Genomic DNA, 25,732 nt, shown 5'->3' on the forward strand with positions numbered 1-25,732 from the left:
ATTAGGTGCGCGAGCGCTTCCCATCGATGTTCAGCGATATTCTGTGACGATGGAGGCATCGGAGACGGTCATCGAGCGGGCCCGCCGCGCAGCGGGTCTGACCCAGGCGCACATGGCGTACTGGTCGGGCACGCAACAGTCGTCGGTCTCGGAGTATGAGGCTCGCAAGAAGGCACCGACGTTGGAGGTCGTTGAACGGCTGCTGGCAGCGGCCGATGCGGAACTCACGTTCAAGCCGATCATCAACTTCGAGGAGCACGATGACCCAGAGATCGGGACCTTCTGGGTTCCTGAGCGCTTGTGGACCGTGCCGATTCCGGCGTGCTTCAGCAAGGTCCAAGTCGCCGGCTTCTTGTTCAAGTCCTCGCGTACACGGGTGTGGGACCTGTCGGTCGAGACTGAACGCATCGACTTCTACACGTGGGCGATCCTGCACGGCACCGCAGAACTGTTGCTGGACGCGGTCGACGGTGTGTTGTTGGTCCAAGTCTGGGACAGGCTGGAAATCCCCGAGGCGATCCGGCGAGCGTGGCAACCGGTTCTGGCAGCGGCCATCTCCTCGCAGGACACGTCACCGCGGGACCCGGGCGGATTCAGCGCCTGGATCACTAACGAGGTCGGCGTGACGTGGCGCCCGATCCGCAAACGGAAGCCCCGTCCGCCTCAGAAGCCGATCCCACGCATCTCTCGGGATTCGCCGGTCAGCATCGTGCGGCGGGCCTGGGCTTCCGGCCGTTGAGGACCGCCCCGGCTGCCGTAGCGATCGACAGCGTCGATGGCCTGCCGCCGGGCATGTGCAGGGCCGAGGTCAGCGCGGTCGCGCTGGAAGACCTCGACCCACTGTCGCTGGGCGTCCTCGACGCTGTCAGCCACGACATGCGCAGTGTTTGCCTGGCGCCCGCGGGTCATCGCGACGTACGCCGCCGCGGCTCCAGTGGTCTGGCTGATGGCGACGTGCGCCCGCTCGACGGTCTCGCCTTGGGCGCCGTGGACGGTGGTCGCGTACGCCAGTTCGACGAAGCGGGCGGCGTACGCGGCCGGCACCACTCGGTCGCGGCCATTGCTGCGCAGGGTGAGCGTTCCGTCGAGACCCACGCCGGCGACGGTCCAGGTCTGCCGGTTGGCGACACCGAGGGTGCTGTCGTTGCGACGGGTCGCGACGCGATCACCGACCCCCAACTGCTCCCCACGCGCCGTGACGAGCACACCCTCGTTCTCGGTGACTGTCTGGCGTCGGCCGCGGATGGCAGTGTTGAAGTCAGCGACCTGCTCGCGGGTGTCGGCGACCACGAGATCTCCGTCGGCGCCGGCTGCGGCCATTGCCGCGTCGCGCTCGCTCTTACTTGCGTGGACCACAATCTGTCCTCGGCGGTGCAGTGCGTCGAACACGCCCATTGGGTTCTCACCGGTACGCATCTGCAGGCTGATGGCGGCATAGTCGGGGTCGCTGAATCGATGCACCTTTTCCAACGTGACGACAGCGGTCGGGTGCGCCCACGAGACGGCATGGTCGAGCAGACCGCCGCGACCGACCGCGGGAAGCTGGTGCCGATCTCCGACGAGCGCGACTCGCGCACCCGCCTCGTCAGCGATGGACAGCAGGGCACGAGCGCTGTCCTGATCGAGCATCCCGGCCTCATCGACCAGCAGCAGATCACCGCGTCGCAGACGCGCCGCCGGGGTTGGCGTCGCATCGGGCAGGCGTGCCCAGTGACCCTCGCGGTCCCAACGCCACCCGTGCTGGTGGATCAGCCACGCAGCTGAGTGCCCCTGTGCACCGGTCTCGGCCGCGGCGACCTCGGCAGCTTTCAATGTCGGTGTGACGACCATCAGCCGGTGCCCCCGGGCAGCGAGGACTTCCTGAGTGGCCCGCAACGCTGTGGTCTTGCCGGCGCCGGCCGCACCCTCCACGACCACCAGCGTCCCGTCGCCCGCCAGCGCACCCACGACTGCCGCTTGGCTTGGGGAAACTCGCGTGAGCCCCCGAGGTGACAGCCGAAGACGGCGCGCAGGCCGCTCGCCACGGCGGGCGAGTCGACGAAGGAGATCGGCCTCCACTGCGAGCACCTGCGGCGAGGTCAATGCGCGAACGTGTTCGGGTACGTCGTCCGGGTTGGTGAGCAGTGGTGTGCACCGGACGGTCGCGCGAGCTGTGATGTCCTCGACCAACTCGATCCGCACGGCCGCCTCAGCCACCAGGTTCGCCTCAGATACGAGCATCTCCACCCGGCCCCGGATGTCTGCCATGTTCCAGGCTGACCGCTTGGCCGAGAGCTGCGCCAACGCCCACTCCGCGGCACCGTCCCGATCGACCTGTGCCACCAGCATCGACGTGACGGTTGCCGGTCGGTTCGCGTCGCGGTAGCCGAGGTCGCGCAACTCGTCGTTCCATCGGGCCACGAGGTCTGCGCCGCTGAGCGGAGTCACCTTGTCCGGCCGAGCCTCGGCCCACGCACGTCTGTCCCAGACTTCCCTCAGCCGTGGCCCCGGCTCTTCATTGGGGTGTTGCTGCCGCCAGTCGGCCTCGTAACGGTCGGTGTGGCGGTGGATCTGCCGGGTGCGTGCACTGAACGCCCCGGTGTAGGCGTCGAGTTGTTCGACCTCGCCCGATCTGGCGTCCAACGTCAGCCCGTGGGCGGCAAGTGCGCGACGGAACTCGGGGTCGGTGGCCACTGCAGCGTGTCCGATGCCGTTGATGGCCTCGATCATGTCGCGCACGCCGACCGAATGCAGACCGCGCCATTGGCCGGCGGCCCACACCCGCGCGTTGATTTGGAGGTGCAGATGCCGATGCGGGTCGCCCGCCCTCGACGTGTAGTGCCGGATCACCGCTGCCTCGATCTGCTCGACCGGCACCTGCACTTGACGACCACGAGGCCCCAACCGTGTCGTTGCGTGCTGCGCCACCCACTCAACAATCTGGCGAGCGGCTCTGCCCTGGGCGGCGTCCAGAGCCGCCGACACCTCTGGGTGCAGAGCCGCGGCCAGTGACCACGTCTTCGGGCCGTTGACGATGACCTCGACGAACCGCAGCGCGTTCGCGTCGTCACGCAAGCGGCCCTTCTTGGCACCGGTGTCGACGTCGATCCCGGCTACCCAGGACTCGTAGGCACCGGCGTCCAGATCACCCTTCGCAGCCACGCGCTCAGGATTGGCGACCAGACGCTGCGCCAGACCGCTGCCTTCGGCGAGATAGTAGTCATCAGCCCGCGAGTGATCGGCCTCGACGTACGCCCGGGCGGCCTTCGCCGACCCTCGGTAGAACTTCACTCCACCGTGCATCCGGATCACCCCGAAATCGGTGCTGGAATTAGCCTCAGCAACCTTCAGCAACGTCCAACAACTACCCTGAAAATCGATCATGGGCCGCCCAACCAGGGCGACCCATCTACGTTCTTCGTAGCATGCGTGCCGACGCTTTGACAGGGTCTGACAGCGATACAGAGGCGGGTTGAAGTCGAAAGTTGAGCGGCCGGCAACGGCCAACTTCGTCAAGTATCGTGAGCCGTTCATTTGTCAGTTGTGCACAGCTCGACTTCGGACGTCTTTGTCCACAGAATCATCGATGGCGTCCCGCACCCAGTCATTTCCGCCGAACGCTCGCTGCATGACACATTTCATGGAAGCGGCGTACATCGCGGCTTACGCCACAGCGCGGTCGTCACTGGCCGCGCTCGCGGACCAGGCCGACGGCGAGGACTCGTTCAGGTATGAGCGCGCTGTGCTCTCCCTCGATGTGATCCACAAAGGCGTCTTTCCTGCGACCTATCCGATCGTGGGTACGCGCCGCGACCTCATGCTCTGGCTCGAAGGTGCGATCGAGCAGATGATCGTGCTCGACGGTGATGGCCTCGCGCTTGAGCTGCTCCTTGGTGATGCGCCGAACCTCTGATGGGGAGATCGCCACCACCGGCGGTCTCCCCATCAGAGGTCATCAGGCAGCGTATTCGGCCGAGGGGCGCTCCGTCTGGCCCGGGCCGGACTCGTGCCCGGCGAGGGCAACCAGCGCCTGGTCGAGGAGCCGGCGAATGGCCGTCGTGATCGAGGTGCACTCGCTCTCGATCTTCTCGGCGCCCTTCTGGATCGACCCCGCGGTCTTCTTGATGGTGTCGATCTTGTCGAGCTGCGTGACCGCCTCGCCGATCTTCTCTTCGGCCGTGTCGATCTCGGCGTCGCCGGTGCGGACGGAGGCGGCGATCGCGACCGTGCGCAGCAGCAGTGCGACGGTGCGGACCACCTCGGTGTCGTCGCTGTCGGGATCGAAGGCGAGGACGACTCGTCGCTGGCCGAGGACGCGGATCGAGTGGCCGGCGTTCTGCTCGGCGGAGCGGACCACGCCCAGCGAGGCGCTGGCGCCCCGGTTGCGCTCGGCCTCGTCGAAGTACTCGCCCCAGTTGGCCCGAGAAGAGTCGGTCGTCTCGACGACGACGCGGGCGCTCGCACCCGCGACGGACAGCACACCGTCGCCCTTCTTGCTTCGGGACACCAGGCCGGTCGTACGAGTGGTGTCCTCGTACTCATCGCCGAGGCCGGCCGCGATGTCGTTCATCAGCGCGTGGATCTGGTCTTCGAAGGACGCACCCTTGATCGGGGTCACCTGGGCGAGCGATGCCTTTGCGTCCTGAATTTTCAGGGCGGTGCAGAGCGTGTCGACCTTCGTGGCCAGGTCGGCCTGGCCCTTCTCGAACTTCTTGGTGAGCTCCTCCTGCTGCTGGGCGAGCGTCGCTGCGTGCTTCGCCATCGGAGACGTGGGGTCGCTCGGGTCGAGCTGCTTGGTGGCCTTCGCGAGCAACTCGCTCGTGCTCGTCTGCACCTGCTTCTCCAGGGTGACCGCGAACTTGTCGAGGACGGGCTGCAGGCGCTCAAGCATCTCCGGGTTGTCGCCGCCGAACAGCCGACGCGTCTCGGCGAGCAGGTCCTTCTTGGTCGCGGCCACCGCCTCCGCGAGGTGCTTGCGGGTTGCGTCGTCGGCCTCGGTCATGGCCTTCTTCGCGTCGGCGGCGGCCTTCGTGACGGTCTCCGTCGCCGACTTGGCAGCGTCCGCCGTTGCCTCAGCTGCACGCCGTGTCGCGTCAGAGGTCTGGTCGCCGACATCCCTGAGCATCCGCTCGAGAGCACGGGTCTCCGACGTCAGTGCGGTCAGGCTGAGTGCCTTGGCCCCGAGGACCAACGCCTCGGTCGCGAACTTCGTCAGATCGGCGTCGGCGAGCGCAGCCGGGTCGTCACAGCGCTGCCCGCGCCCGCCGGTGACCCAGTGCCGAGCCTCGTTGACGACGTCGATCTCGGTGAGCGCGAGCGCGTCGATGATCACCGTCGAGCCCGCCTCATCGAACCGTGCTCCAGTCATTTCCGTGTGCATTCCGTACCTCCAGGTGTGCGGGCCACCCCGGCGGCGACCTCCCTTTCGATGGTGGGGGCCTGTGACCATTCGAACCATGTTGAGCCTGTTTAGTGGGCTAAACAGTCGCAGACAGCCAGAAGGCTAGGACGACGGCTAGCGTTTCATCCATCATCGGACCGACCGGTCGACCAGGAGAGAAGGGAGGAGGAACAGTGGAGTCGCTCGTCACGATGTCTGACATCGCCCGCATCGCAAGCGTCACCCGCCAGGCCGTCACCAACTGGCGCTCACGATCTGCAAGCATCCCGTTCCCTTCTCCGAGGTCGGTCGTGGCTGACGTCGAACACTTCGACCGCGACGAGGTGATCGACTGGTTGGAGGAGACTGGTCGAGGACTCAACGCCAGCGCCCGGCTCGACGCGCCGGCTGTGGCTGTTCCCACTGGCCTCGACGTTGAGGACGCGGTGGTGCTGCTCGCGCTCCGAGCCAGCGTCGGGCAGGACCTCGCACCTCTGGGGGCCGACGAGCGCATCGCGTTGGCACGAGAGGTCGACCCCGACGACACGTTCCTTCTGGACGAAGTGATCCGGCTTTCGGCTGCCGACGATCTCGCCGCCTATGTCGACGGCCTGCACGAGGCGTCGTACGGCCCGTCGGACGCACTGGATCGGCTGTACCTGACGCGCGCGGCTCAGGGTGGCCGCGGTCTGACGGCGGCCGCCGTCGCCCTCCTTCAGCAGCTTGCCGATGTGTGCCGCACCTTCCTCGGGCCCGACGGCGTTGCGGTCGAACTCCGCCTCGACCCGCAGGCCCGGTCGGTGGCCGCTGGATTCGAGTCGGCGAGTCCCGACAGCGAGCGCGCAGCGCTTCGGTTCCACGCGATCGACGGACGCCAGGTCGAGTCGATTCCCGGGCCGCTGGTCAGGGTGATTTCGTTGGCTGGCCTCGACGATCACGCGGCTCTCGATGCGGCAGATGAGATCGCGGTCGATCTCGACACCGACCAGATAGCAGTTATCGTCGGTCCGGCGTCTGCACTGTGTGATCGGCTGCGCGGTGACTTGTACAACGATCGGAAGTCGACCCTTCAGGCGGGGGCAGAGGACCACGGATGCGCTCTGGTCGCGGCCTTCAAGCTGCCCCGCGGTCTGTGGCGCGACGCTCACCGGCAGAACTTGGGTCTGTGGGTTCTTCGGGGCGCCTCTGCGGCAACGGCCGCAGTCGTCGGGGATCTTTCTGGCTCACTGGTCGATGGCCCCGAGCTGGCTGCCGATCTGCTCGGCGCGCTTGAGCAGACCGGTGCCCGGTCGTATCGATACGGCCGCGCGGTGCGGTACGCCGCGGTGTGGACCGGCGACACCGTCGTTCCGGTCGGTATCGGCGCGCAGCCCGCGACCGCGCTGGAAGCGTCGTCGGCGCACGAACGATTGGTCCGCTCCACGCTGGTTACTCGCGAGCCCATCCCGGGCTTCGATCTCCCTGACGCCCGACCCGGCACTACTGGGCCGAGCGCAACCCGCTCCCTCGGCGAGCTGGTTGATGCCGGGCTCATCGTCCGCCAGAGCGGCGCACGGATTTCGGACGATGATCTCGATCCCGCAGGCTCGGTTCGGGTCATCACCGCAGACGGCGGCGAGCCCCGGTGGATCGATCGCCTGGTCGAAGCTGCCCGCTATCGCTCCGCCGTTCACACCGAGCCGGGCGACGTCGTGTTCTCCCCCAATCCGCCGAAAGCCGTTGTTGATGAGACCGGTGGTGCGATCGTGGAGTCCCCGAGCCGGATCCTGCGTCCCGACTCGGCACGCGCTGGGATCGGGCCGCGAGCGCTCGCCGCCACGATCAATCGCCTGCGTGGCAACACCGAATGGAAGACCTGGCAGATCCCCGGGCTTCCGGCAGACCAGGTCGACCGTGTTGAGGCTGCGCTGGGCACAGTCGAAGAGCACCTCTCCGAGATCCGCAAGCGCGAGACGGCAGCCGCCGACCTCGTCACCAGTTTGATTCAGGGCGTCGCCGCAGGGTCAGTGACCCTCGACGAGCCCGACACCGAGAAGAAGGCAGGCTGACATGCCCCCGCGTAAGAAGACCGACACCACGGCACCTTCCACGATGAAGGAGCTCAAGGACACCCTGTGGAAGGCCGCCGACAAGCTCCGTGGGTCGCTGTCGGCGAGCCAGTACAAGGACGTCATCCTCGGTCTCGTCTTCCTCAAGTACGTCTCTGACGCCTACGACGAGCGCCGCGAGGCCATCCGATCGGATCTGCTCGCCGAGGGCTATGACGACGAGCAGATCGGCGACCTGATCGACGACCCGGAGGAGTACCAGGGCTACGGTGTCTTCGTCGTTCCGGAGGAGGCCCGGTGGGCCTACCTGTCCGAGAACGCCAAGGGCAGGCCCGCCATCGGTGACGAACCCGCCAAGACGATCGGTGCGCTCATCGACACCGCCATGGACGCGGTGATGCAGGAGAACCCGACCCTCGTCGGCACCCTGCCGCGCATCTACAACCGTGACAACATCGACCAGCGCCGTCTTGGCGAGCTTGTCGACCTGTTCAACAACGCACGGTTCAGTCGCCAGGGCGAGCATCGCGCCCGCGATTTGATGGGCGAGGTGTACGAGTACTTCCTCGGTGCATTCGCCCGCGCCGAGGGCAAGCGGGGTGGGGAGTTCTTCACGCCGCCCTCGGTCGTCAAGGTCATCGTCGAGCTCCTGGAGCCGAACCACGGCCGTGTCTACGACCCGTGCTGTGGGTCGGGCGGCATGTTCGTCCAGACCGAGAAGTTCATCCACGAGCACGAGGGCGACCCCAAGGACATCGCGGTGTTCGGCCAGGAGGGCAACGAGGAGACCTGGCGTCTCGCCAAGATGAACCTCGCCATCCACGGCATCGAGAACAAGGGCCTCGGCGCCCGCTGGGGCGACACCTTCGCGCGCGACCAGCACGCCGACCTTCAGATGGACTTCGTGATGGCCAACCCGCCCTTCAACATCAAGGATTGGGCACGCAACGTCGAGGACGCGCGGTGGAAGTACGGCGTCCCGCCGGCCAACAACGCCAACTACGCCTGGATCCAGCACATCCTGTCCAAGCTCGCGCCGGGCGGTAGGGCCGGCGTCGTCATGGCGAACGGGTCGATGTCGTCCAACTCCAACGGCGAGGGCGACATCCGAGCTCAGATCGTCGAGGCCGATCTCGTCTCCTGCATGATCGCCCTGCCGACCCAGCTCTTCCGCAGCACCGGCATCCCGGTCTGTCTCTGGTTCTTCGCCAAGGACAAGACGAAGGGCAAGCAGGGCTCCATCGACCGCTCCGGTCAGGTGCTCTTCATCGACGCCCGCGAGTTCGGCTACATGGTCGATCGTGCTGAGCGCGACCTCGACGACGAGAACGACATCAAGAAGATCGCCGACACGTTCCACGCCTGGCGCGGGACGAAGTCAGCGACGGCCGAGTACGCCGACGTGCCGGGCTTCTGCAAGTCGGTCACATTGGCCGAGATCAAGGAAGCCGATTACGCATTGACTCCCGGCCGGTACGTCGGCGCTGCTGAGGCAGAAGCCGATGGCGAGGAGATCGACTCCAAGATCGAACGGCTCACGAAGGAACTGCTTGAGGCCTTCGACGCGACCGAGCATGCGGCCGCAGCTGTGCGCAAGCAGTTGGAGCGGGTCGATGTCTGAGTGGACCACTCTCACACTTGCTGAGATCTGCGCGGCCTCGGGCGGGGGCATTCAGACGGGGCCGTTCGGGTCCCAGCTGCACGCGAGCGACTACGTAGCTGAGGGGACACCGAGTGTGATGCCGCAAAACATCGGCGACAATCGCATCTCGACGGAGAGCATCGCTCGGATCAACGACGCTGATCTTGCGCGACTGGCCAAGTACACGCTCCAGGCTGGCGACATCGTCTACTCGCGACGAGGTGACGTTGAGCGCCGAGCGCTTGTCCGGGAAGAGAACGCCGGATGGTTGTGCGGAACCGGATGCCTTCGCGTTCGGATCCAGGACCAGAGCGTCCATGACTCCCGTTTTATCTCGTTCGCGCTCGGCCTCGCCGAGTCGCGCGAGTGGATCGTTCGTCACGCAGTTGGGGCCACGATGCTGAACCTGAACACGGGGATCCTCGGTGGCGTCCCGCTCAGAGTTCCCGGGGTGAGCCAGCAGCAGGCGATCGCGGAGGTGCTCAGTGCGCTCGACGACAAGATCGCCGCGAACAAGGAGACCACCGAGCTTCTGCTCGGGTTGGCAGATGCGCAGTTCGTGAAGGCAGTGGCGGGTTCCAGTCCTGGTCCGTTGACGTTCGGAGAAGTGGCGGACATCGGAGGTGGAGGTACCCCTCGGACGACCGTGGACGAGTACTGGGGCGGTGCCGTCCAGTGGGCGACGCCGACGGACGTCACGGCCCTCGGCGCGCCTTACCTCGCAGGGACGTCGCGGACCATCACGGATGAAGGCTTGGCAGCCTGTTCGTCAGCGCTCTATCCGGTTGGGTCGATCCTGATGACGTCTCGGGCGACGATCGGCGCGTTCGCGGTGGCGAAGATTCCGACTGCAGTCAACCAAGGCTTCATCGTCGTCAATGCAAAGAACCCTGCGCACCAGTGGTGGCTGTTCCACGAGATGAAGAGCCGTGTGCCCGAGTTCCTGAGCTTTGCAAACGGAGCAACGTTTCTTGAGCTTCCGCGGGGCCGTTTCAAGGGGGTGAACGTGCGACTCGCCAGCGGGGACGCAATGGCCGAATTCGGCAGCGTCGTTGGCCCGTTGCACGAAGCGGCGGCCGCCGTCGTGGCGGAATCGGAGACCCTCGCGCGCACACGCGACGCACTGCTGCCGCTGTTGATGTCAGGGAAGGTTCGCGTCCAGGACGCGGGGAAGACCGTGGAAGGGGTGCTTTGATGGTCAGCGAAGCTGAGTGGGAAGAGCAGATGGTCGACGAGCTCTCCTTCCACGGGTGGCTCCCGCGGCAGGGCAAGGACGTCGCGCCCGGCACGGAGGGTGGCCGCGAGTCGTGGGACGACATCGTCTTGCCGGGCCGAGCGCTGACGGCGCTGCGCAAGCTGAACCCGACGGTGCCGGGCGAGTACCTGATCCAGGCACTCGCTGAGATCCGGGCACCGAAGTCGCAGGACCCGCTGGCTGAGAACTTCCGCCTTCACCAGATCCTCGTGGACGGCTACCGCGGGATTGCCTACGTCGATTCCGATGGCGTCGAGCAGAACCCGACCATCCGGTTCGTCAGCCACAACGTCGACGACAACGAGTTCCTCACGGTCAACCAGGTCACCATCCGATCCGTCGACGTTGTACGTCGCTTCGACATCGTGCTCTACGTGAACGGCCTGCCGGTCGTCATCGCAGAACTCAAGCGTGCGGGCGCTGAGGCGGCAGACATCGCCTCGGCTCACGCCCAGTTGGCGACCTACCTCCGCGAGTTCCCCATGGCGTTCCGCTTCGTCGTGCTCACGGTCATCTCCGACGGAATCCACGCCCGGTACGGCACGCCGTTCACGCCGCTGAACCACTACTCCCCGTGGAACGTCGACGACGACGGGAAGCCGCTCGGACGCCTCGACCCCGCCGACCTTGTCGAGCCCGGCGTTAACCCCGACGATGTCTGGCTGCCCGTAACGGTCGAGATGTTTGACCTGGTTCCCGGGATCTTCAACCAGGAGCGCTTCCTCCAACTCCAGCGAGACTTCGTCGCCTTCGACGAGGGGGCCGATGGCTACGCCAAGCGGATCGCGAAGCCGCACCAGTACTTCGCAGTGACCAAGGCCGTCGGCTCGACGGTCGACGCCCTTGAGTCGAACGGCAAGGCCGGCGTCGTGTGGCACACCCAGGGTTCGGGCAAGTCGATGGAGATGGAGCTCTACGCCCACGCTGTCTCTCGCCAGCCGAAGCTGAAGAACCCGACCCTCGTAGTCGTTACCGACCGCACCGAGCTCGACAGCCAGCTGTTCGAGGCGTTCAACCGCTCGCAGCTTCTGGCTGAGAACCCGATCAATGTGACGACCCGCAAGCAGTTGCGCGAGGAGCTGATCAACCGAGTCACCGGCGGGATCTACTTCACGACTCTGCAGAAGTTCGGTCTCACCGGCAAGGAGCGCGAGGCCGGCCTTGACCATCCGTTGCTCACCGATCGCCGCAACATCATCGTGATCGTCGACGAGGCCCACCGCAGCCACTACGACGACCTCGACGGCTTCGCCCGTCACATCCGTGATGCGCTCCCCAACGCCGCCTTCATCGCCTTCACCGGCACGCCCCTCTCGACCGCGGAGCGGGACACGCAAGAGGTGTTCGGGCGAGTCATCGACACCTACGACCTCACCCGCGCCGTGGCAGACGGTGCGACCGTGCCGGTCTACTTCGAGCCCCGCCTCGTCGCAGTGAAGCTCGCGGGCGAGGTGACCGAGGACGAGCTCGACGCGGCAGCGGACGAGGCGGTCACCGGCCTCGATGAGGTCGAGCGCGAGAGGGTCGAGAAGTCCGTGGCGGTCATCAACGCGATGTACGGCGCCCCCGCGCGGCTGGAGGCGCTGGCAAAGGACATCGTCGACCACTGGGACAAGCGCTCAGCCGCGATGGTGTCGTTCATCGAGTCGCCCGGCAAGGCGTTCATCGTCGGCGCAACGCGTGAGATTTGCGCGAACCTCTACGAGGAGATCATCAAGCTTCGGCCTGAATGGCACGACGACGCGGTCGACAAGGGCGTCGTCAAGGTCGTCTATTCAGGCTCCGCGTCTGACAGGGGCGTCGTCGCCAAGCACGTCCGCCGCGAGGCCTTGAACAAGGTCATCCAGAAGCGGCTCAAGGACGCTGAGGACCCGCTTCAGATCGTCATCGTCAAGGACATGATGCTCACGGGCTTCGACGCGCCGCCGCTTCACACGCTCTACCTCGACCGCCCGCTCAAGGGTGCTCTCCTGATGCAGACGTTGGCGCGGGTCAACCGCACCTTCCGTGGCAAGCCCGATGGCCTGCTGGTGGCGTACGCGCCGCTGGTCGAGAACCTGAGCAAGGCGCTGGCCGAATACACCGAGACCGACCAGGCGAAGAAGCCAGTTGGGCGCAACATCGACGAGGCCGCCGTTCTCGCACGCCAACTGATCGCCTCTTTGGACGAGGTGTGCGCTGGATACCCGTGGCGTCAGCAGCTCCAAGGCGATGCACGCAGCTGGATCAAGGCCGCTGTCGGACTGACCAACTACCTCCGCTCGCCTGCGACGCCCGGCAACCAGCCGGGCGAGGGCGAGACAGCGCTGGTCGATCGGTTCCGGAAGTTCGCGAACCAGCTGGCTCGAGCGTGGGCGTTGGCTGCTGGTTCGCAGACCCTCGAAGACCTGCGCCCGACGGCGAAGTTCTACGAGGAGGTGCGCGTCTGGGTGGGCAAGTTCGATGCCCAGGAGCGGCAGGCACAGGGCCGGCCGGTCCCCGAAGAGATCCAGCGCCTGCTGTCGAGCCTCGTCGCGACCTCGACCGAGACCGGCGACGTCATCGACATCTATGAGGCAGCTGGCATGCCCAAGCCGTCGCTGTCGCAGCTCGGCCCGGAGTTCGTCGCCAAGACCCTGCAGGCCGAGAACCCGCACCTTGCGATCGAGGCGCTGCGTGACCTGCTGACCGAGGAGAGCACGAAGGCAACGAGTCGCAACCTCGTGCGCCACCGCGCGTTCTCCGAGAAGCTCCGCGAGTTGATGAACAAGTACACCAACCAGCAACTGACCTCCGCCGAGGTCATCGCCGAGCTGATCGAGTTGGCGAAGGAGGTCGCGGCCGAGGGCAACCGCGGCGCGCACTTCACGCCGCCCCTCAACTCCGACGAGTTGGCGTTCTACGACGCTGTGTCGTCCAACGAGTCCGCCGTCGAACTCCAGGGCGAGGACATCCTGGCCGAGATCGCGCGGGAACTCGTCGGCGTGATGCGCCGCGACATCAAGACGGACTGGACCGTGCGCGATGACGTACGCGCCAAGCTCCGCTCGTCGATCAAGCGGCTGCTTGTGAAGTACAAGTACCCGCCGGACAAGCAGCCCGAGGCCATCCGGCTCGTCATCGAGCAGATGGAGAGCATGGCACCAAGTTTCGTGTCTGGTCGGGCTGGGCAGTCCTGATGTCAACTGACCCGGTTCCCGTCATCGAGGATGCGCCCGTCTTTCGGGTGCTCTCCTTGGACGGCGGCGGCATCAAGGGAACCTTCTCGGCCTCGGTCCTTGCCGATTTTGAGGAAACCCTAGGTGAGCCGCTGGTCGAATACTTCGACCTCATCGCAGGAACTTCGACCGGCGGCATCATCGCCCTGGGTCTGGGACTTGGGCTCACCGCGAAGGACATCCTCAACTTCTACGAGTCTCACGGCCCGGCCATCTTTGCCCGGGCGAAGGGGGCCTTCGGTGGGCTACTCGGCGCAAAGTACGGCGCTGAACCCCTTCGCGAAGCGCTCGTGGATGTATTCGGGGATCGGCTACTCGGCGAGGCGAAGACCCGACTCGTCGTACCCGCAACGAATCTCGACACCGGTGATGTCCACGTCTTCAAGACAGCGCATCACGCGCGGTTCGAGCGCGACCACCAGGCCAAGGTTGTGGACGTCGCGATGGCGACCGCAGCAGCCCCGACCTACTTCCGTACTCATCGGCTTCCGGCGGGCACGCCGCTCATCGATGGCGGCCTCTGGGCGAACAACCCGATGGGCGCAGTAGCCGTTGAGGCGCTCGGCGTTCTCGACTGGCCGAAGGGCTCCGTCAGGCTGCTGAGCATCAGTTGCACCGAGTCTGCGCCGACCATGCGTGACCGCAGCCGGGGTGGGCTCGGCATCGGACGCTGGCTGCCAAACTTGGTCGGCACATTCATGAGCGCCCAGTCGTCCGCCTCGATCGGGACCGCCACGCTTCTGCTTGGCCACGACAACGTCCACCGCATCTCCAAGACTGTCGGCGGCGACCGATACAAGTTGGATGGCATCAAGGAGATCGGATCGCTGCGGGGACTCGGCTCGACCGTGGCGCGCGATGAGTTCCCGAAGGTGAAGCAGATGTTTCTGATCGACAAGGCGCGGCCCTTCGTGCCGCTGCACCAGGGTGCCCGATGAAGCTGGTCAAGCACTTCGACGCGTTCCTCAAGAACAAGGTCAACCTCAGCGACAGCCGCATCGCCACTCTCGACAGCCGCGTCGAAGCGGTCGGCAACTTCTTGTCGTCGGGGTCAGACGTCATCTCGAGCAACTTCATCGAACTCATACCTCAGGGTTCGTACGCGCAACGGACGATCATTAACCCCGTCGGGCTTAGCGACGAGTTCGACGCTGACGTCTTGTTCGACATGAACGAGGTCGACGGCTGGGACGCCAAGGACTACGTCGAAGAGCTGTACAAGGTCTTCCGGTCGAGTGGCACCTATCGAGAAAAGGTGAGCCGCCGGTCGCGGTGTGTCGTCGTCAACTACGCGGGCGAGTTCCACATGGACGTCGTCCCGTTCCTGACCAGGCACGACCAGCGGTACATCACGAACCGCAACCAGAACGCCTACGAGCGCACCAACCCCGAGGGCTTCAATCAGTGGCTCGATGACCAGAACCGCCTGACGAGCGGGCGCCTCGTCAAGGCGATCCGGCTCCTGAAATACGTCCGCGACTTCAAGAACAACTACTCGGTCAAGTCCGTCATTCTGACCATCCTCGTCGGCGAGCGGGTCACTGGTGCTGCTCTCCTCGCGAACCCCGACCGCTACAAGGATCTGCCGACAGCGTTCCTCAGCCTGCTGGTCGATCTCGACGACTACCTTCAGGCCAACCCGACGATGCCCAGCATCGACGACCCGAGCTGCCCGACGGAGAACTTCAACCACCGATGGGACCAGGCCCAGTACGCCAACTTCCGGACATGGATCAATGTCTACGCCGGCTGGGCGCAGGATGCCTACGACGAGCCGGATCCCGCCGAGAGCTACCGGAAGTGGCGCAAGCTCTTTGGGGACAAGTTCGGCACCTACTCGACGACCGCGGTCAAGACGTCCGAGGCTCACCGCGCCGCGTCCAGCGTCCACGACACGGAGGAGTTCGCCGAATCGAAGTTCGTGGTCGCGCTCAACCCCGCGTATCGCGTCAGGCTGCAAGCGCGGACCGTCCGACGCGATGGCTGGCGGACCTACACGCTCTCGAAGCGCGGCAACCGTGTCGACCGAGGCCGAAACCTCACCTTCTCAATCGCTTCCTCGAACGTGCCGGAGCCCTACGAGGTCTGGTGGAAGGTACGCAACACTGGGCCCGAGGCGATCGCACGCAACTCGATCCGCGGCCAGATCGTGAGGGACGGGGGATCCCGTTCGCGGACGGAACCCACGTCGTTCCGGGGGAACCACTACGTCGAGGTGTACGTCGTCAAGGGCGGCGTGGTAGTCGCGAAGGACCACCATCCGGTGATCATCACGTAGCCAAGGTCCGCGAGGTCGGTCCGCAAAAAGTCCGCAAGAAGTTCAGCAGCGCCACGAAGTGACCAACAACGCCCGGCGCGACTGAGGCGACGTTTCCGCTGTTCACACGGGCTTTTCAGCCAACCACCAGCAACGGCCAGCCCCTGCCAACACGCCCGTGCCGACTACCCCTGGTACTACTGAGTCTTTGCGTTTCCGCAGGTCAGACGGGGCACGAGGCCGAAAGTCCGCGTCTGGTTCGCAAAAAAGTCCGCAAGATTCCGACGATCATCGACAGGCTCCAACATCGGCCAGCCAGATGGCAGACGTCGACGCGTGGTCGTTGCCGGGGTACGCGTGGCACAGCTGCCGACAGCCTGGCCGGATCCCACGTCATCGCGAGACGGGCGACTATGGCTCGCTCACCAGTCGGGAGAACCGGTTCGTCTCGCTCTCCGGATGATGGATCTCGTGATCTAGGTCGGCCCGGAGCGCGGTGCGAAGGTCCGGCAAGTCGGGTCCGGGGTATGCCGGCTGCTCCATAAAGCTGACAACCTCGCGGATTGCTGCGTCCCACCACTTCTGCGTGCCGCGCTCGCCGCGCTGTGACTTTCGGTCCTCGAGCAAGTCCTGCCAGACCCGGAGTTCCCAACTGTTGCGAGCGGCGTCCAGCGACACGTCCCCGCCGAGCAGTTCGCGTAGCCGGCGTTCGATCAGCCCCGCCCGCTTCGAGTTGTGCTCCCAGGTATCCACGGTGAAGTTCCACCACACCTGCCGACGGAGATTGAGGACTCGATAGGCCAGGTTCTGCAACGAGTCGTCCTGCAATTCCTTGACGACGTCTCGCAGGTCCCGCATCAGACGCTGAACGTGTTCGACCTCGTACTGAACGGAGTCGGCGGAGGCAGAGGCCGAGTCCGCGGATGATGACGCGGACGCTGCCGCGTCAGCCGCTTCCGCTGTGGTTCCGATCAACTGTCGAATCGGGTCCGCGATGTGGCGTTGGATGCCCTCAGCGATCTGGTCGACCTGACTCCCGACGGCACCAACTGCCAACTGCAGTTCCGCACTAGTCTGGCGGAAGCGTGTGGCGAAGCTGCCTGCCTCGCGGTCGAGGTAGATACGCAACAACTCTTCGTCTGCCAGGGCACGAGTTGATCGACCTTGGCGAGTCTGACGCCGCCCCTGATCATCGAAGTGCGGCGGCATGGTCGGGCGTACCTCGACACGGACGAACGGAGTCTTCTCGGCGACGCCCTCTTCCACAATAAATACGTCGACAGGGACTGGACGTGTTTTGCTCGCAACGTCCTGGATCCGGGCGACCGCTTTGTCGAGCCCCTTCGGGAGGCCGAAGGGGACGCCTGCGACGAGACCCGTCGTCGCGTCTTCGACCTCATCCACGCCGACGAGCAGATGGGCAACGTCGCGCGCAGGATCAGCAGCGACCCAGTTGGCCAGCGCGGCCAGCAGTCCCACCGTGACGGCGTCAACGTCGCGCTTAAACTCGTATCGGTCCGATTCGCCGAGCGCCAGCATTTGGCGCGCCGCGGCGCTGATGGTCTGGTACCTCGAAGCTGCGGGCGCACTCGTCACATGCCGTTTGTAGCAGGGAGCGCCGACGGACGAGTCCCGTGAGGTGTCACCGCTAGGATGACGCCGCGCGCAGAGTTCCACACGGATTTGGGCAGCCGCCTGCGAGCGTCTGTTCCGGCCATCGGCAACAACAGTCCGGCGTGGCGCGGCCTCCGGGGGACTTGGAAGGGGCTCGGCCCTGTGCCCTAGAGGTATCCTTGTGGAACTGGGCTGGCCGTGAGGCCACGGTCCACCCTCTAGGCGGGGATACCCCCGCCGCCTAAGGAGCAGCGATGACCAAGCACACGATGTCGGCTGAGGCCCGTCGTCGGTTGGTTGCGCGCTCGACCAAGGCGTCCGCCCGGCTGGAACGACGTGAGGTCCCTGCAGACCACGTCCGCTCCGAGAAGGTCGAGAACTTCGTCGCTGCCCTCCGCGCCAAGGCCTGATGGCCTTCCGGCCGGACTACGGCGAAACCCTTCTCACCGAGGAAGAGCGCGAGGCCCTTACTGACGCTGCTCGAGAACTTCTCGGTGATCCGATCCGCAAGGCAGACCTCTACGACCTCGAGCAACTGATCCAGAACGAGGTCGCCGACGAATACGTCGCTCGCGTGGTGCGACGCGATCTGACGGCGTCCGACCTGCTGACCGACCACCTCGTCCGCGAGCTGCACCGGCGCCTGTACGCGGCGGTCTGGGAATGGGGAGGGCGCCAGCGATCGCGAGAGACGAACATTGGCATCGCCCCGGAACACATCGCCGTCGAGATGCGGAACTCTCTCGACAACCTGCGCTGGCAGTGGGAACACGGCGCGGGCGTAACGCCGACATGGCTGGGCATCGCCGCCCACGCGGCGCTGGTCCATATCCACCCGTTTGTCGACGGCAATGGTCGCGTGACACGGCTGATCGCCGACCTCGTGTTCCTCGCCGCTCAGGACGACGACGGCCCTGTCATGGCATACGACTGGGCGATCGATCGGAAGACGTACATCCGGCTGCTTGGTGAGTACGACTTGACCCGCGACCCCGCGCAGTTGGTCGACTTCATCAACGTCTTCGAGGTCGGCGACGAGGCTTGATCGGACGCACAGCTGCCGGTGGCCGCGATGGACCGATTTCGCGCTGGTGAAGTGGGAAGACCAGCTAGGCTGGCCAAGTGCGGTTGTCGGACGCGTTGGCGCGCGGGTATCTGCCCCAGGAGCTGCCGCCGTGCTTCACCTCCGCCGACTTCGCCAGCAAGGCCAGCTCGCTCACCCTCCCTCGGATGGGAAGTGGAGGTATCCGGCCAAGTTCAGCCTGACGCGTGCTGGGGGCCTGCGGCGGTCGGCCGAAATTCCGAACCCATTCAGCCAGTACTTCTTGGCGGAGGCGTGTTCGGCAAACTGGACGCGACTCCAGCGCCTCTCGGCGCAGAGCCCGATCTCGCTCAGCCGACCCGTGCGCGGCTACTACTCAGCCGGGCGGTCGCTTGCGTACAAGAAGCCCATCGCTGAGTGGGGCCGGGAACTTGTGGCCCGCATGCCAGGCGGCCGCCTCACGCTTAGGACCGACATCAGTCAGTTCTACCCCTCCATCTACACCCACGCGGTCGACTGGGCGATCCGGGGGAAGAAGAAGGCGAAGCTGAACATCCACGGCACGGGGCTTGGGCCGACCTTGGACAAGCTCCTCCGCAACGGACGTGGTGGGCAGACGATCGGTCTCTCCGTAGGTCCCGACACCTCCTGGCTGATTGCCGAAGTGGTGCTCGCGAAGATCGATGCTGAGCTTGCCAAGCGTCATCCCTCGCTGTCGAAGCGCTGCGCGCGGTTCGGTGACGACATGACGTTCTATGCGACCAGTCACGATGAAGCGCACAGCGTGCTGGCGACCTACCAGCACCTGCTGTTGGACTTCGAACTCGCGGTAAACCCGAACAAGGTCGCGGTCATCGATGGGCTTGAGCCCGTTGAGGCACGTTGGGTTCGAAAACTTCGCACGCACCGCTACAGGGACCGCTCTGATAGCAATTTGGCGGCAGACATCGTTGACCTGTTTGACCTCGCGTTCGATGAGCGGCAGCGGTTCGCTACGCAAGGTGTCATGAGCTACGCGATCATGCGTTGCAACCCGTTCCCCGCCGGTGCGTCGAGTTGGCCGTTGTACCGCGACCTTGTCCTGGCCTCGGTCGGCCTTGAGCCGAGCACGCTGCGACACGCGTACCGCGTGCTTCGGTTCGCCAAGGATCACGGCCTTCCTGTTGACCAGGACAGGGTGTCGGAGGTTCTCAACGACCTCCTGGCCCGACACGCGGCATTGGAGCACGGGTTCGAGACCGCGTGGATCTTGTTCATACTCCGCGAGCTGGGTCTACCCCTCGACGCCGCCAGCGGGCGAGCAGTGGCCGGCATGAGCGATGCGTGCAGCCTGATTCTGCTCAGGGACTTGTGCGAGGGATCGAGTCGGCTGATGCAGTCGGTCGATTTCAACCAGGCCGTGAAGCGGGCGGAGGCCGATGATGCGTTGAGCTCAAGCGATTGGCTCCTTGCCTACGAGTTCCGGCATGCTCGGTGGGCGCGCCCGAAGAAGTGGGACTCAGTCGACGGTTGGAAGGACGCGCATCGTTTGGGCGTGACGTTCTATGTCAGCCCAAACAAGATGCCGAAGCCGCGGTTGCGTCGACGTCTTCCCCTCTTCCGTCCCTCCTGGGCATACCCGGTCCGCTGACCCGGGGCACTGCGTGCTGGTTCGGGGGATGCTTTGCGCAGGTGAGCAGTGTTGGGTGCGCGAATTCTTACTCGGCCCTGTCGACTCGCGTTGCTGCCGGCCAACCATGCGATTCACGCAGGGCCGCTCATCCGACGTGAACAGGGCTACGGCCTGCCCGACCGGGCGTCTCGACGATCGATCTTCCGCGTCCTGGTCGACTCGTGCGTACCTGCGACATCACTCACCACTCAGGGAAGTGGAGAAGAAGTCGCGCTCCGAGGCCGTGAGTCCGACCGGGGCGACGGCGTACTGCCCGCCACCGGGTCGGATCTTGCCTGGTGAAAAGGGGCCACCGGACCGTTCTTCGTCATGGTGGGCCCGCCTGCGTCGCCCGGCTGGGGCGGCCCCGCGGAAGCTGGGATGCAGGGCGTAGGCTCGTGAGACGGAGCCGTCCAGGCTTCCTCTCAGAGAGTTGCGCCCATGAGTGACAAGTCACCGCGGCAGGGCATGAGCAAGAAGTCCGGCAAGTCCATCAAGGAGAAACGCGCCGAGAAGCGCGGCAAGGTCTCGGAGGCGATCCTCCCCGACAAGACCCCGGCCCGGAAGAAGTGACGCTCCTGGGGCTTGGCGTCGTGGGTTCGTCGGTGATGGAGAACGAACGTCGGCTGCCGCTCCACCCGGATCACATCCCACACCTCGACGCCGACATCAGGGCCAGCATCACCCTCGAGCACGGGTACGGCGCGCGCTTCGGTGTCTCCGACGCCGCGCTGGGCGAGCACGTCGCCGGGTTCGCCTCGCGCGAGCAGATCCTGGCGGACTCCGACGTCGTGCTGCTGCCCAAGCCCCAGCACTCGGACGTCGCCGCGCTGGGGTCGGGCCAAGTGCTGTGGGGGTGGCCGCACTGCGTGCAGGACCCGGAGCTCACCCAGCTCGCGATCGACCGGCAGCTGACGCTGATCGCCTTCGAGGTGATGAACCACTGGAGCCGCGACGGCGGTGTCGGCCTGCACGTGTTCCACAAGAACAACGAGCTCGCCGGCTACAGCTCGGTGCTCCACGCGCTCGAGCTGGCTGGCCTCACCGGCGACTACGGACGGCGCCTGTCGGCCGTGGTCATCGGGTTCGGTGCCACCGCCCGCGGAGCCGTGACGGCCCTCAATGCCCACGGCGTCCACCAGGTCGCGGTCTTGACCAATCGCGGCGTCACCGCCGTGGGGTCGCCGATCCACTCGGTGCTGATCCGCCAGTTCGACCACGACCCGGACGAGGGCGTCAGCCACGTCATCACCGAGCGGGGCCGCGAGCCGTTGCCGGCCTACCTGGCCGAGAACGACATCGTCGTCAACTGCACCCTGCAGGACACCGCCCACCCCCTCGTCTACCTCGACGAGAGCGACCTCGACGCCTTCCATCCGGGAAGCGTGATCGTCGACGTCTCGTGCGACCGGGACATGGGCTTCAGCTGGGCACGGCCGACGACGTTCGACGAGCCGACGTTCGTGGTGGGTGACAACGTCCTCTACTACGCCGTCGACCACAGCCCCTCCTACCTGTGGAACTCGGCGACATGGGAGAACAGCAACGCGTTGATCCCCTTCCTGCGCCCAGTGCTCGAGGGCCCCACCGGCTGGGACGGCAACGAGACACTCAGCCGGGCGATCGAGATCCGGGAGGGTCGCGTCGTCAACCCCGCGATCCTGGACTTCCAGCGGCGGGCCACCGAGTCGCCGTACGCGCTGCTCTGAGACCTGGCTCCATCGGAACCCCCTCAGCGCTGCCTTCGGTGGAGTGAAAATGCGGTGAATCCAGCGAATCACAGCAGTTCCACTCCATCGAAGGTGCGGACCGGGCTCGAACCGTCCGATCGAGTCCGGACGGGTGCCGCATCCTGGTTGCGTGACGGCGATTACTCTGGCCCGCGTGAACATCGTCGTGCTGACCGGTGCCGGGATCTCTGCCGAGAGTGGGGTGCCGACCTTCCGTGACGCCGACGGTCTCTGGGCTGGCCACCGGATCGAGGACGTGGCCACGCCCGAGGCCTACGAGGCAACCCCCACCGCGGTGCAGCACTTCTACGACGAGCGCCGCCGGGCGCTTGCCGACGTGACGCCGAACCCGGCACACGTCGCGCTGGGCAGGCTCGAAGAGGTGCTCGGCGAGGGTCTCTTCCTGGTCACGCAGAACATCGACGACCTGCATGAGCGGGGTGGGTCCCAGCAGGTGGCGCACATGCACGGTGAACTGCTCTCCGCGCTCTGTCGCAGCTGCGGTGGCCGGAGCCACTGGACCGACGACCTCTACGACTTCCCGCCCTGCCCGCGCTGCGGCATGCCCGAGCTGCGGCCCGATGTGGTCTGGTTCGGGGAGGTGCCCTACGGCATGGACGTGATCCAGGGCAGGCTCATGCGCGCCGACCTCTTCGTCTCGATCGGCACCTCGGGCGCGGTCTACCCAGCGGCTGGCTTCGTGCAGATGGCGGCAGCATGCGGAGCCCGCACCCTCGAGCTCAACCTCGAACCCAGTGAGGGCACCGACTTCTTCGCCGAGGCCCGCCACGGACGGGCCAGTGAGCTCGTGCCCGCGTGGGTCGACGAGGTGCTCCACCCGCTGGGTTTCTGACCCTCAGGATCCGCGAGCCAGCTCCACGTCCACGAGGGCGTGCAAGCGCTCCGCGTCCGGCTCCAACCCCAAGCGGGGGATCCAGGTGTGCACCATCTGCACGAGCATGGCGCCGCTCTCGATGACTCGCGGATCCATGTGTCCGAAGACCTCGAGCGTGACCACGCCGTAGAGCGCCTGCCAGGCCTGCATGAAGATCCACAGCACGCCGCGGTCGGCAGCGTCGATGACCGAGGCATCCATCGGGATGAGCGGTTCCTCGACCGCCTCCCGCACGGCCACGGGCAGCTCGTCCAGTGTGGGATGGGCGAAGTCGGTGCGCCGCCAGACCTGCACGAGCAGCCCGTTCATGAAGTGTCCCGAGGTTGCCGTGGTGAGGAGCTCACGCCGGACGCACGCGGTGTCGGCGATCGGGTTGGCGAAGACCAGCCCGAACTCGCGGGGACTGCTCAGCGCCCATCGCCTGAAGGCCACCGCTGCCGCAACCAACCGCGCGGCCGGGTCGTCCTCGGGGTGACGCTCGGCGGCGAGGATGAGTGAATCGGTCGCGGCCCGGTCGATCTCGAAGGCGACCAGGTCGACGAGCTCCTGGTAGCTGGCCACGTAGCGGTAGAGCGCCGGAGCCGTCATCCCCATCCGCTTGGCGATCGCCCGCAGCGACAACTCCCCGCCCTCGGCCAGCAGGTTGCGTGCGGTGCCGACGATCTCGGCGTACGTCGCCTCGCGTTGCTTCTCCCGGCGCCCCGTCATCGAAAAACCCTCCCCGAGCCATTGACGCCGGAAGTTTACACTGTTTACAGTTAACGGCGTTAACTAACCTGAACGGTATTCACGGAGACACGTCATGATCGATCGTTGGGGCGGGTACGTCGCCCGTCGCTCCCTGCCCGTCCTGCTCGTCACGTTGCTCGTCGCCGCTCTTGCCGTGGTGCTCGGAGCGGGTGTCTTCGGCAGCCTCTCCGACGGCGGGTTCGACGACCCGGACAGCGAGACGGCTCGAGAGCTCGCCCTCGAGCGGGAGGTCTTCGGCAACCAGGCCGTCGATGTCGTCGCGATCTACTCCAGCGACGAGATGACCGCGGAGGACCCGGCCTTCCGAGACGCCGTCGAGCAGACCCTGGCTGCGCTGCCGTCAGGAGTGACCGCGACGAGCTGGTACGAAACCGGCGACCCCTCGATGCTGAGTCATGACGGCAACGCCGTCACCGCACTGATCTCGCTTGCGGGCGAGACCCAGGCCGAGAACTCCGAGAGCTTCGACGCGATCAAGGATGACCTCGAGGCTGCGGGACTGACCACCCAGCTCGCCGGGCCGTGGGCCGTCTACGCCGATGTCAACGACATCACCAGCGCCGACCTCGCCCGCGCCGAGCTGATCGCGCTGCCGCTGGTGCTGCTGCTCTCACTGGTCATCTTCGGCAGCCTGGTGGCGGCAAGCATGCCGGTGCTGGTCGGAGGTGTGGCCGTGGTCGGCGCGCTCGGGGTGCTGCGCCTGATCGCGGAGGTGACCGAGGTGTCGATCTTCTCGGTCAACATCATCACCTTGCTCGGCATGGGCCTGGCGATCGACTACGCGCTCTTCGTGGTCTCCCGCTTCCGTGAGGAGTTGGCCGGCCGCGACGACGATGACCCGGACGCCGTGTCGGCCGCGCTGCGCCGCACGATGGCCACCGCCGGACGCACGGTGCTCTTCTCCGGCCTCACGGTGGCGGTCGCGATGAGCTCACTGCTGGTCTTCCCGCAGAACTTCCTGCGCTCCATCGGGTACGGCGGCATGGCGGCAGTGCTCGTGGCGATGCTGGCCTCCCTCACGGTGCTGCCGGCCGTCCTGGGCTTGCTGGGACGACGCATCGACGCCGGCCGGGTGCCCTTCCTCAACCGACGCCGCCCGGCGGATCCCCGTGCCGAGACCGGCGCCTGGTCACGGTTGGCGCACGGAGTGATGCGGCGTCCCGTCGTGGTGGCGGCCGGGATCGTGGTCGTGCTGCTGGCGATCGGCTCACCGTTCCTCGGGGTCAAGTGGGGAGCGTCGACTACCGGGTGCTGCCCGACGACGCGGTCTCCCACCAGGCGGCCGAGCGCCTCAACACCGACTTCGGTCCGGAGCGTTCCACCGCAAACATCACCCTGAGCGGTGCCGACCGGACGCAGGTGGCGGCCTACACCGACGACCTGCTTGCCGTGGACCGGGTCATCGACGTCCAGCCGGTGGCCGACCGTGACGACGTCACGCTGCTGCGGGTCGCGTGGGAGGGCAACTCCCAGGCCGAGACCTCCCAACAGGTGGTGCACGACCTGCGTGCCGTCGAGCCTCCTGGCGGGACCCAGGCGCTGGTGGGTGGCCTGTCGGCCGACACCGTCGACCTGCTCGGCTCGATCGGTGACCACCTGCCGTGGATGGCGCTGGTCGTGGTTCTGGTGATGCTGGTGCTGCTCTTCCTCGCCTTCGGCTCGGTGGTGCTGCCGATCAAGGCGGTGCTCATGAATGCCCTGTCGATCACGGCGTCCTTCGGTGTGGTGACCTGGATCTTCTCCGAGGGACACCTCGAAGGGCTGCTGGGCTACACCAGTTCCGGATTCCTCGATGCCACCCAACCGATCCTCATGCTGGCGATCCTCTTCGGGCTCTCCATGGACTACGAGGTCTTCCTGCTCTCCCGGGTGCGGGAGCAGTGGGACGCGACCGAGGACACGGTGCCGGATCCCGGACGTCGCAACGACCTCGCCGTCGCCACGGGTCTGCAGCGCACGGGCCGGATCATCACGTCGGCTGCGTTGTTGTTGGCGATCGTGATCGGCGCCTTCGGCACGAGCGACATCGTCTTCATGAAGATGATCGGGATCGGCATGCTCGTCGCCCTGTTGATCGACGCCACCGTCGTCCGTGCGCTGCTGGTGCCGGCCACCATGAAGCTGCTCGGGCGGTGGAACTGGTGGGCACCGGGGCCACTCGCCCGCTGGTGGGAGCGGCACGGCTTCCGAGAGGAAGCCTCTACCGCTGCGCGGGACCTGGACGGCGTCGGATCTCCGCGCTGAGTAGTTTCGCTGTGTCGAATCACGAAACACGAAAGGCACACACGTGAC

20 protein-coding genes are annotated in these 25,732 nt (G+C 66.0%); 16 read left to right on the top strand and 4 right to left on the bottom strand.

All coding sequences use genetic code 11. From position 1 onward, the window contains the following. Nucleotides 1-49: 49 nt before the first annotated feature. Nucleotides 50-739 carry a helix-turn-helix domain-containing protein gene (locus tag L1066_RS00740; protein ID WP_235734457.1) on the top strand — a complete coding sequence of 230 codons (690 nt, stop codon included), beginning with the start codon at nucleotides 50-52 and terminating at the stop codon, nucleotides 737-739. On the opposite strand, the gene mobF is transcribed toward L1066_RS00740, so the two are convergent. After that, entirely contained in the window at nucleotides 664-3,282 is a 2,619-nt protein-coding gene (gene mobF / locus L1066_RS00745) for a MobF family relaxase (RefSeq protein WP_235734458.1), read from the bottom strand. The genes L1066_RS00740 and mobF overlap by 76 nt on opposite strands. A gap of 337 nt (nucleotides 3,283-3,619) precedes the next feature. Between mobF and L1066_RS00750 the strand changes: the two genes are divergently transcribed. Beyond that, complete coding sequence (locus L1066_RS00750; RefSeq protein ID WP_235734459.1) at nucleotides 3,620-3,892, top strand: hypothetical protein; 273 nt, start codon at nucleotides 3,620-3,622, stop codon at nucleotides 3,890-3,892. Nucleotides 3,893-3,934: 42 nt separating this feature from the next. On the opposite strand, the gene L1066_RS00755 is transcribed toward L1066_RS00750, so the two are convergent. After that, a complete protein-coding gene (locus L1066_RS00755; protein WP_235734460.1) occupies nucleotides 3,935-5,347 on the bottom strand; it encodes a hypothetical protein in 1,413 nt (470 codons plus the stop codon). 323 nt (nucleotides 5,348-5,670) lie between these two features. On the opposite strand from L1066_RS00755, the gene L1066_RS00760 reads away from it, so the two are divergent. The 6 genes from L1066_RS00760 to L1066_RS00785 are packed head-to-tail and all read left to right on the top strand — an operon-like array spanning nucleotide 5,671 to nucleotide 15,779. Continuing rightward, on the top strand, nucleotides 5,671-7,407 hold the full coding sequence (locus tag L1066_RS00760) for a hypothetical protein (RefSeq protein WP_235734461.1): 1,737 nt from the start codon (nucleotides 5,671-5,673) through the stop codon (nucleotides 7,405-7,407). Nucleotide 7,408: 1 nt separating this feature from the next. Then, the gene (locus L1066_RS00765; RefSeq protein WP_235734462.1) at nucleotides 7,409-9,028 is read left to right on the top strand and encodes a class I SAM-dependent DNA methyltransferase; all 1,620 of its coding nucleotides are present in this window, start codon (nucleotides 7,409-7,411) and stop codon (nucleotides 9,026-9,028) included. Beyond that, entirely contained in the window at nucleotides 9,021-10,244 is a 1,224-nt protein-coding gene (locus tag L1066_RS00770) for a restriction endonuclease subunit S (RefSeq protein WP_235734463.1), read from the top strand. Before L1066_RS00765 ends, L1066_RS00770 begins: the two co-directional genes overlap by 8 nt. Further along, a complete protein-coding gene (locus tag L1066_RS00775; RefSeq protein ID WP_235734464.1) occupies nucleotides 10,244-13,462 on the top strand; it encodes a type I restriction endonuclease subunit R in 3,219 nt (1,072 codons plus the stop codon). Before L1066_RS00770 ends, L1066_RS00775 begins: the two co-directional genes overlap by 1 nt. After that, the gene (locus L1066_RS00780; RefSeq protein WP_235734465.1) at nucleotides 13,462-14,439 is read left to right on the top strand and encodes a CBASS cGAMP-activated phospholipase; all 978 of its coding nucleotides are present in this window, start codon (nucleotides 13,462-13,464) and stop codon (nucleotides 14,437-14,439) included. Before L1066_RS00775 ends, L1066_RS00780 begins: the two co-directional genes overlap by 1 nt. After that, complete coding sequence (locus tag L1066_RS00785; RefSeq protein WP_235734466.1) at nucleotides 14,436-15,779, top strand: SMODS domain-containing nucleotidyltransferase; 1,344 nt, start codon at nucleotides 14,436-14,438, stop codon at nucleotides 15,777-15,779. The genes L1066_RS00780 and L1066_RS00785 overlap by 4 nt, the downstream gene beginning before the upstream one ends. A 390-nt stretch (nucleotides 15,780-16,169) precedes the next feature. Here L1066_RS00785 and L1066_RS00790 read toward each other — a convergent pair whose 3' ends face one another. After that, on the bottom strand, nucleotides 16,170-17,297 hold the full coding sequence (locus L1066_RS00790) for an AlbA family DNA-binding domain-containing protein (RefSeq protein WP_235734467.1): 1,128 nt from the start codon (nucleotides 17,295-17,297) through the stop codon (nucleotides 16,170-16,172). Nucleotides 17,298-17,626: 329 nt separating this feature from the next. Between L1066_RS00790 and L1066_RS00795 the strand changes: the two genes are divergently transcribed. The 6 genes from L1066_RS00795 (at nucleotide 17,627) to L1066_RS00815 (ending at nucleotide 22,648) form a co-directional block, all read left to right on the top strand. After that, nucleotides 17,627-17,782, top strand: coding sequence for a hypothetical protein (locus L1066_RS00795; protein ID WP_235734468.1), 156 nt, complete (start codon nucleotides 17,627-17,629; stop codon nucleotides 17,780-17,782). Beyond that, nucleotides 17,782-18,417 (top strand): Fic family protein, encoded by a 636-nt coding sequence (locus L1066_RS00800; protein ID WP_235734469.1) that lies wholly within the window; start codon nucleotides 17,782-17,784, stop codon nucleotides 18,415-18,417. Before L1066_RS00795 ends, L1066_RS00800 begins: the two co-directional genes overlap by 1 nt. Nucleotides 18,418-18,775: 358 nt before the next feature. Next, nucleotides 18,776-20,044 carry an RNA-directed DNA polymerase gene (locus L1066_RS00805; RefSeq protein WP_235734470.1) on the top strand — a complete coding sequence of 423 codons (1,269 nt, stop codon included), beginning with the start codon at nucleotides 18,776-18,778 and terminating at the stop codon, nucleotides 20,042-20,044. A 462-nt stretch (nucleotides 20,045-20,506) separates the two neighbouring features. Further along, nucleotides 20,507-20,638 carry a hypothetical protein gene (locus L1066_RS26290; RefSeq protein ID WP_283095225.1) on the top strand — a complete coding sequence of 44 codons (132 nt, stop codon included), beginning with the start codon at nucleotides 20,507-20,509 and terminating at the stop codon, nucleotides 20,636-20,638. Between the two features lie 35 nt (nucleotides 20,639-20,673). After that, complete coding sequence (locus tag L1066_RS00810) at nucleotides 20,674-21,774, top strand: N(5)-(carboxyethyl)ornithine synthase (RefSeq protein ID WP_235734471.1); 1,101 nt, start codon at nucleotides 20,674-20,676, stop codon at nucleotides 21,772-21,774. A gap of 175 nt (nucleotides 21,775-21,949) precedes the next feature. Continuing rightward, nucleotides 21,950-22,648, top strand: coding sequence for an NAD-dependent deacylase (locus L1066_RS00815; protein ID WP_235734472.1), 699 nt, complete (start codon nucleotides 21,950-21,952; stop codon nucleotides 22,646-22,648). Nucleotides 22,649-22,651: 3 nt separating this feature from the next. Here the strand turns inward: L1066_RS00815 and L1066_RS00820 are convergent, their stop codons facing one another. Next, nucleotides 22,652-23,398: a TetR/AcrR family transcriptional regulator gene (locus L1066_RS00820; protein WP_235734473.1), complete on the bottom strand. Its 747-nt coding sequence runs from the start codon at nucleotides 23,396-23,398 to the stop codon at nucleotides 22,652-22,654. 94 nt (nucleotides 23,399-23,492) lie between these two features. Here L1066_RS00820 and L1066_RS00825 point away from each other — a divergent pair, with 94 nt between their 5' ends. Beyond that, nucleotides 23,493-24,779 (top strand): MMPL family transporter, encoded by a 1,287-nt coding sequence (locus tag L1066_RS00825; RefSeq protein WP_235734474.1) that lies wholly within the window; start codon nucleotides 23,493-23,495, stop codon nucleotides 24,777-24,779. Beyond that, entirely contained in the window at nucleotides 24,689-25,684 is a 996-nt protein-coding gene (locus L1066_RS00830) for an MMPL family transporter (RefSeq protein ID WP_235734475.1), read from the top strand. Before L1066_RS00825 ends, L1066_RS00830 begins: the two co-directional genes overlap by 91 nt. The last annotated feature ends 48 nt before the right edge of the window (nucleotides 25,685-25,732 follow it).

The organism is Nocardioides alcanivorans (assembly GCF_021555175.1).
Lineage (GTDB): Bacteria > Actinomycetota > Actinomycetes > Propionibacteriales > Nocardioidaceae > Nocardioides > Nocardioides alcanivorans.

What these genes read in the sequence shown, in the direction of transcription:
- L1066_RS00790 (WP_235734467.1), bottom strand. Translation starts at nt 17,297, where the DNA reads ATGCTGGCGCTCGGCGAATCGGACCGATACGAGTTTAAGCGCGACGTT.
- L1066_RS00755 (WP_235734460.1), bottom strand. Translation starts at nt 5,347, where the DNA reads ATGACTGGAGCACGGTTCGATGAGGCGGGCTCGACGGTGATCATCGAC.
- L1066_RS00750 (WP_235734459.1), top strand. Translation starts at nt 3,620, where the DNA reads ATGGAAGCGGCGTACATCGCGGCTTACGCCACAGCGCGGTCGTCACTG.
- L1066_RS00765 (WP_235734462.1), top strand. Translation starts at nt 7,409, where the DNA reads ATGCCCCCGCGTAAGAAGACCGACACCACGGCACCTTCCACGATGAAG.
- L1066_RS00800 (WP_235734469.1), top strand. Translation starts at nt 17,782, where the DNA reads ATGGCCTTCCGGCCGGACTACGGCGAAACCCTTCTCACCGAGGAAGAG.
- L1066_RS26290 (WP_283095225.1), top strand. Translation starts at nt 20,507, where the DNA reads ATGAGTGACAAGTCACCGCGGCAGGGCATGAGCAAGAAGTCCGGCAAG.
- L1066_RS00740 (WP_235734457.1), top strand. Translation starts at nt 50, where the DNA reads ATGGAGGCATCGGAGACGGTCATCGAGCGGGCCCGCCGCGCAGCGGGT.
- L1066_RS00810 (WP_235734471.1), top strand. Translation starts at nt 20,674, where the DNA reads ATGGAGAACGAACGTCGGCTGCCGCTCCACCCGGATCACATCCCACAC.
- L1066_RS00785 (WP_235734466.1), top strand. Translation starts at nt 14,436, where the DNA reads ATGAAGCTGGTCAAGCACTTCGACGCGTTCCTCAAGAACAAGGTCAAC.
- L1066_RS00820 (WP_235734473.1), bottom strand. Translation starts at nt 23,398, where the DNA reads ATGACGGGGCGCCGGGAGAAGCAACGCGAGGCGACGTACGCCGAGATC.
- L1066_RS00780 (WP_235734465.1), top strand. Translation starts at nt 13,462, where the DNA reads ATGTCAACTGACCCGGTTCCCGTCATCGAGGATGCGCCCGTCTTTCGG.
- mobF (WP_235734458.1), bottom strand. Translation starts at nt 3,282, where the DNA reads ATGCACGGTGGAGTGAAGTTCTACCGAGGGTCGGCGAAGGCCGCCCGG.
- L1066_RS00770 (WP_235734463.1), top strand. Translation starts at nt 9,021, where the DNA reads ATGTCTGAGTGGACCACTCTCACACTTGCTGAGATCTGCGCGGCCTCG.
- L1066_RS00775 (WP_235734464.1), top strand. Translation starts at nt 10,244, where the DNA reads ATGGTCAGCGAAGCTGAGTGGGAAGAGCAGATGGTCGACGAGCTCTCC.
- L1066_RS00825 (WP_235734474.1), top strand. Translation starts at nt 23,493, where the DNA reads ATGATCGATCGTTGGGGCGGGTACGTCGCCCGTCGCTCCCTGCCCGTC.
- L1066_RS00795 (WP_235734468.1), top strand. Translation starts at nt 17,627, where the DNA reads ATGACCAAGCACACGATGTCGGCTGAGGCCCGTCGTCGGTTGGTTGCG.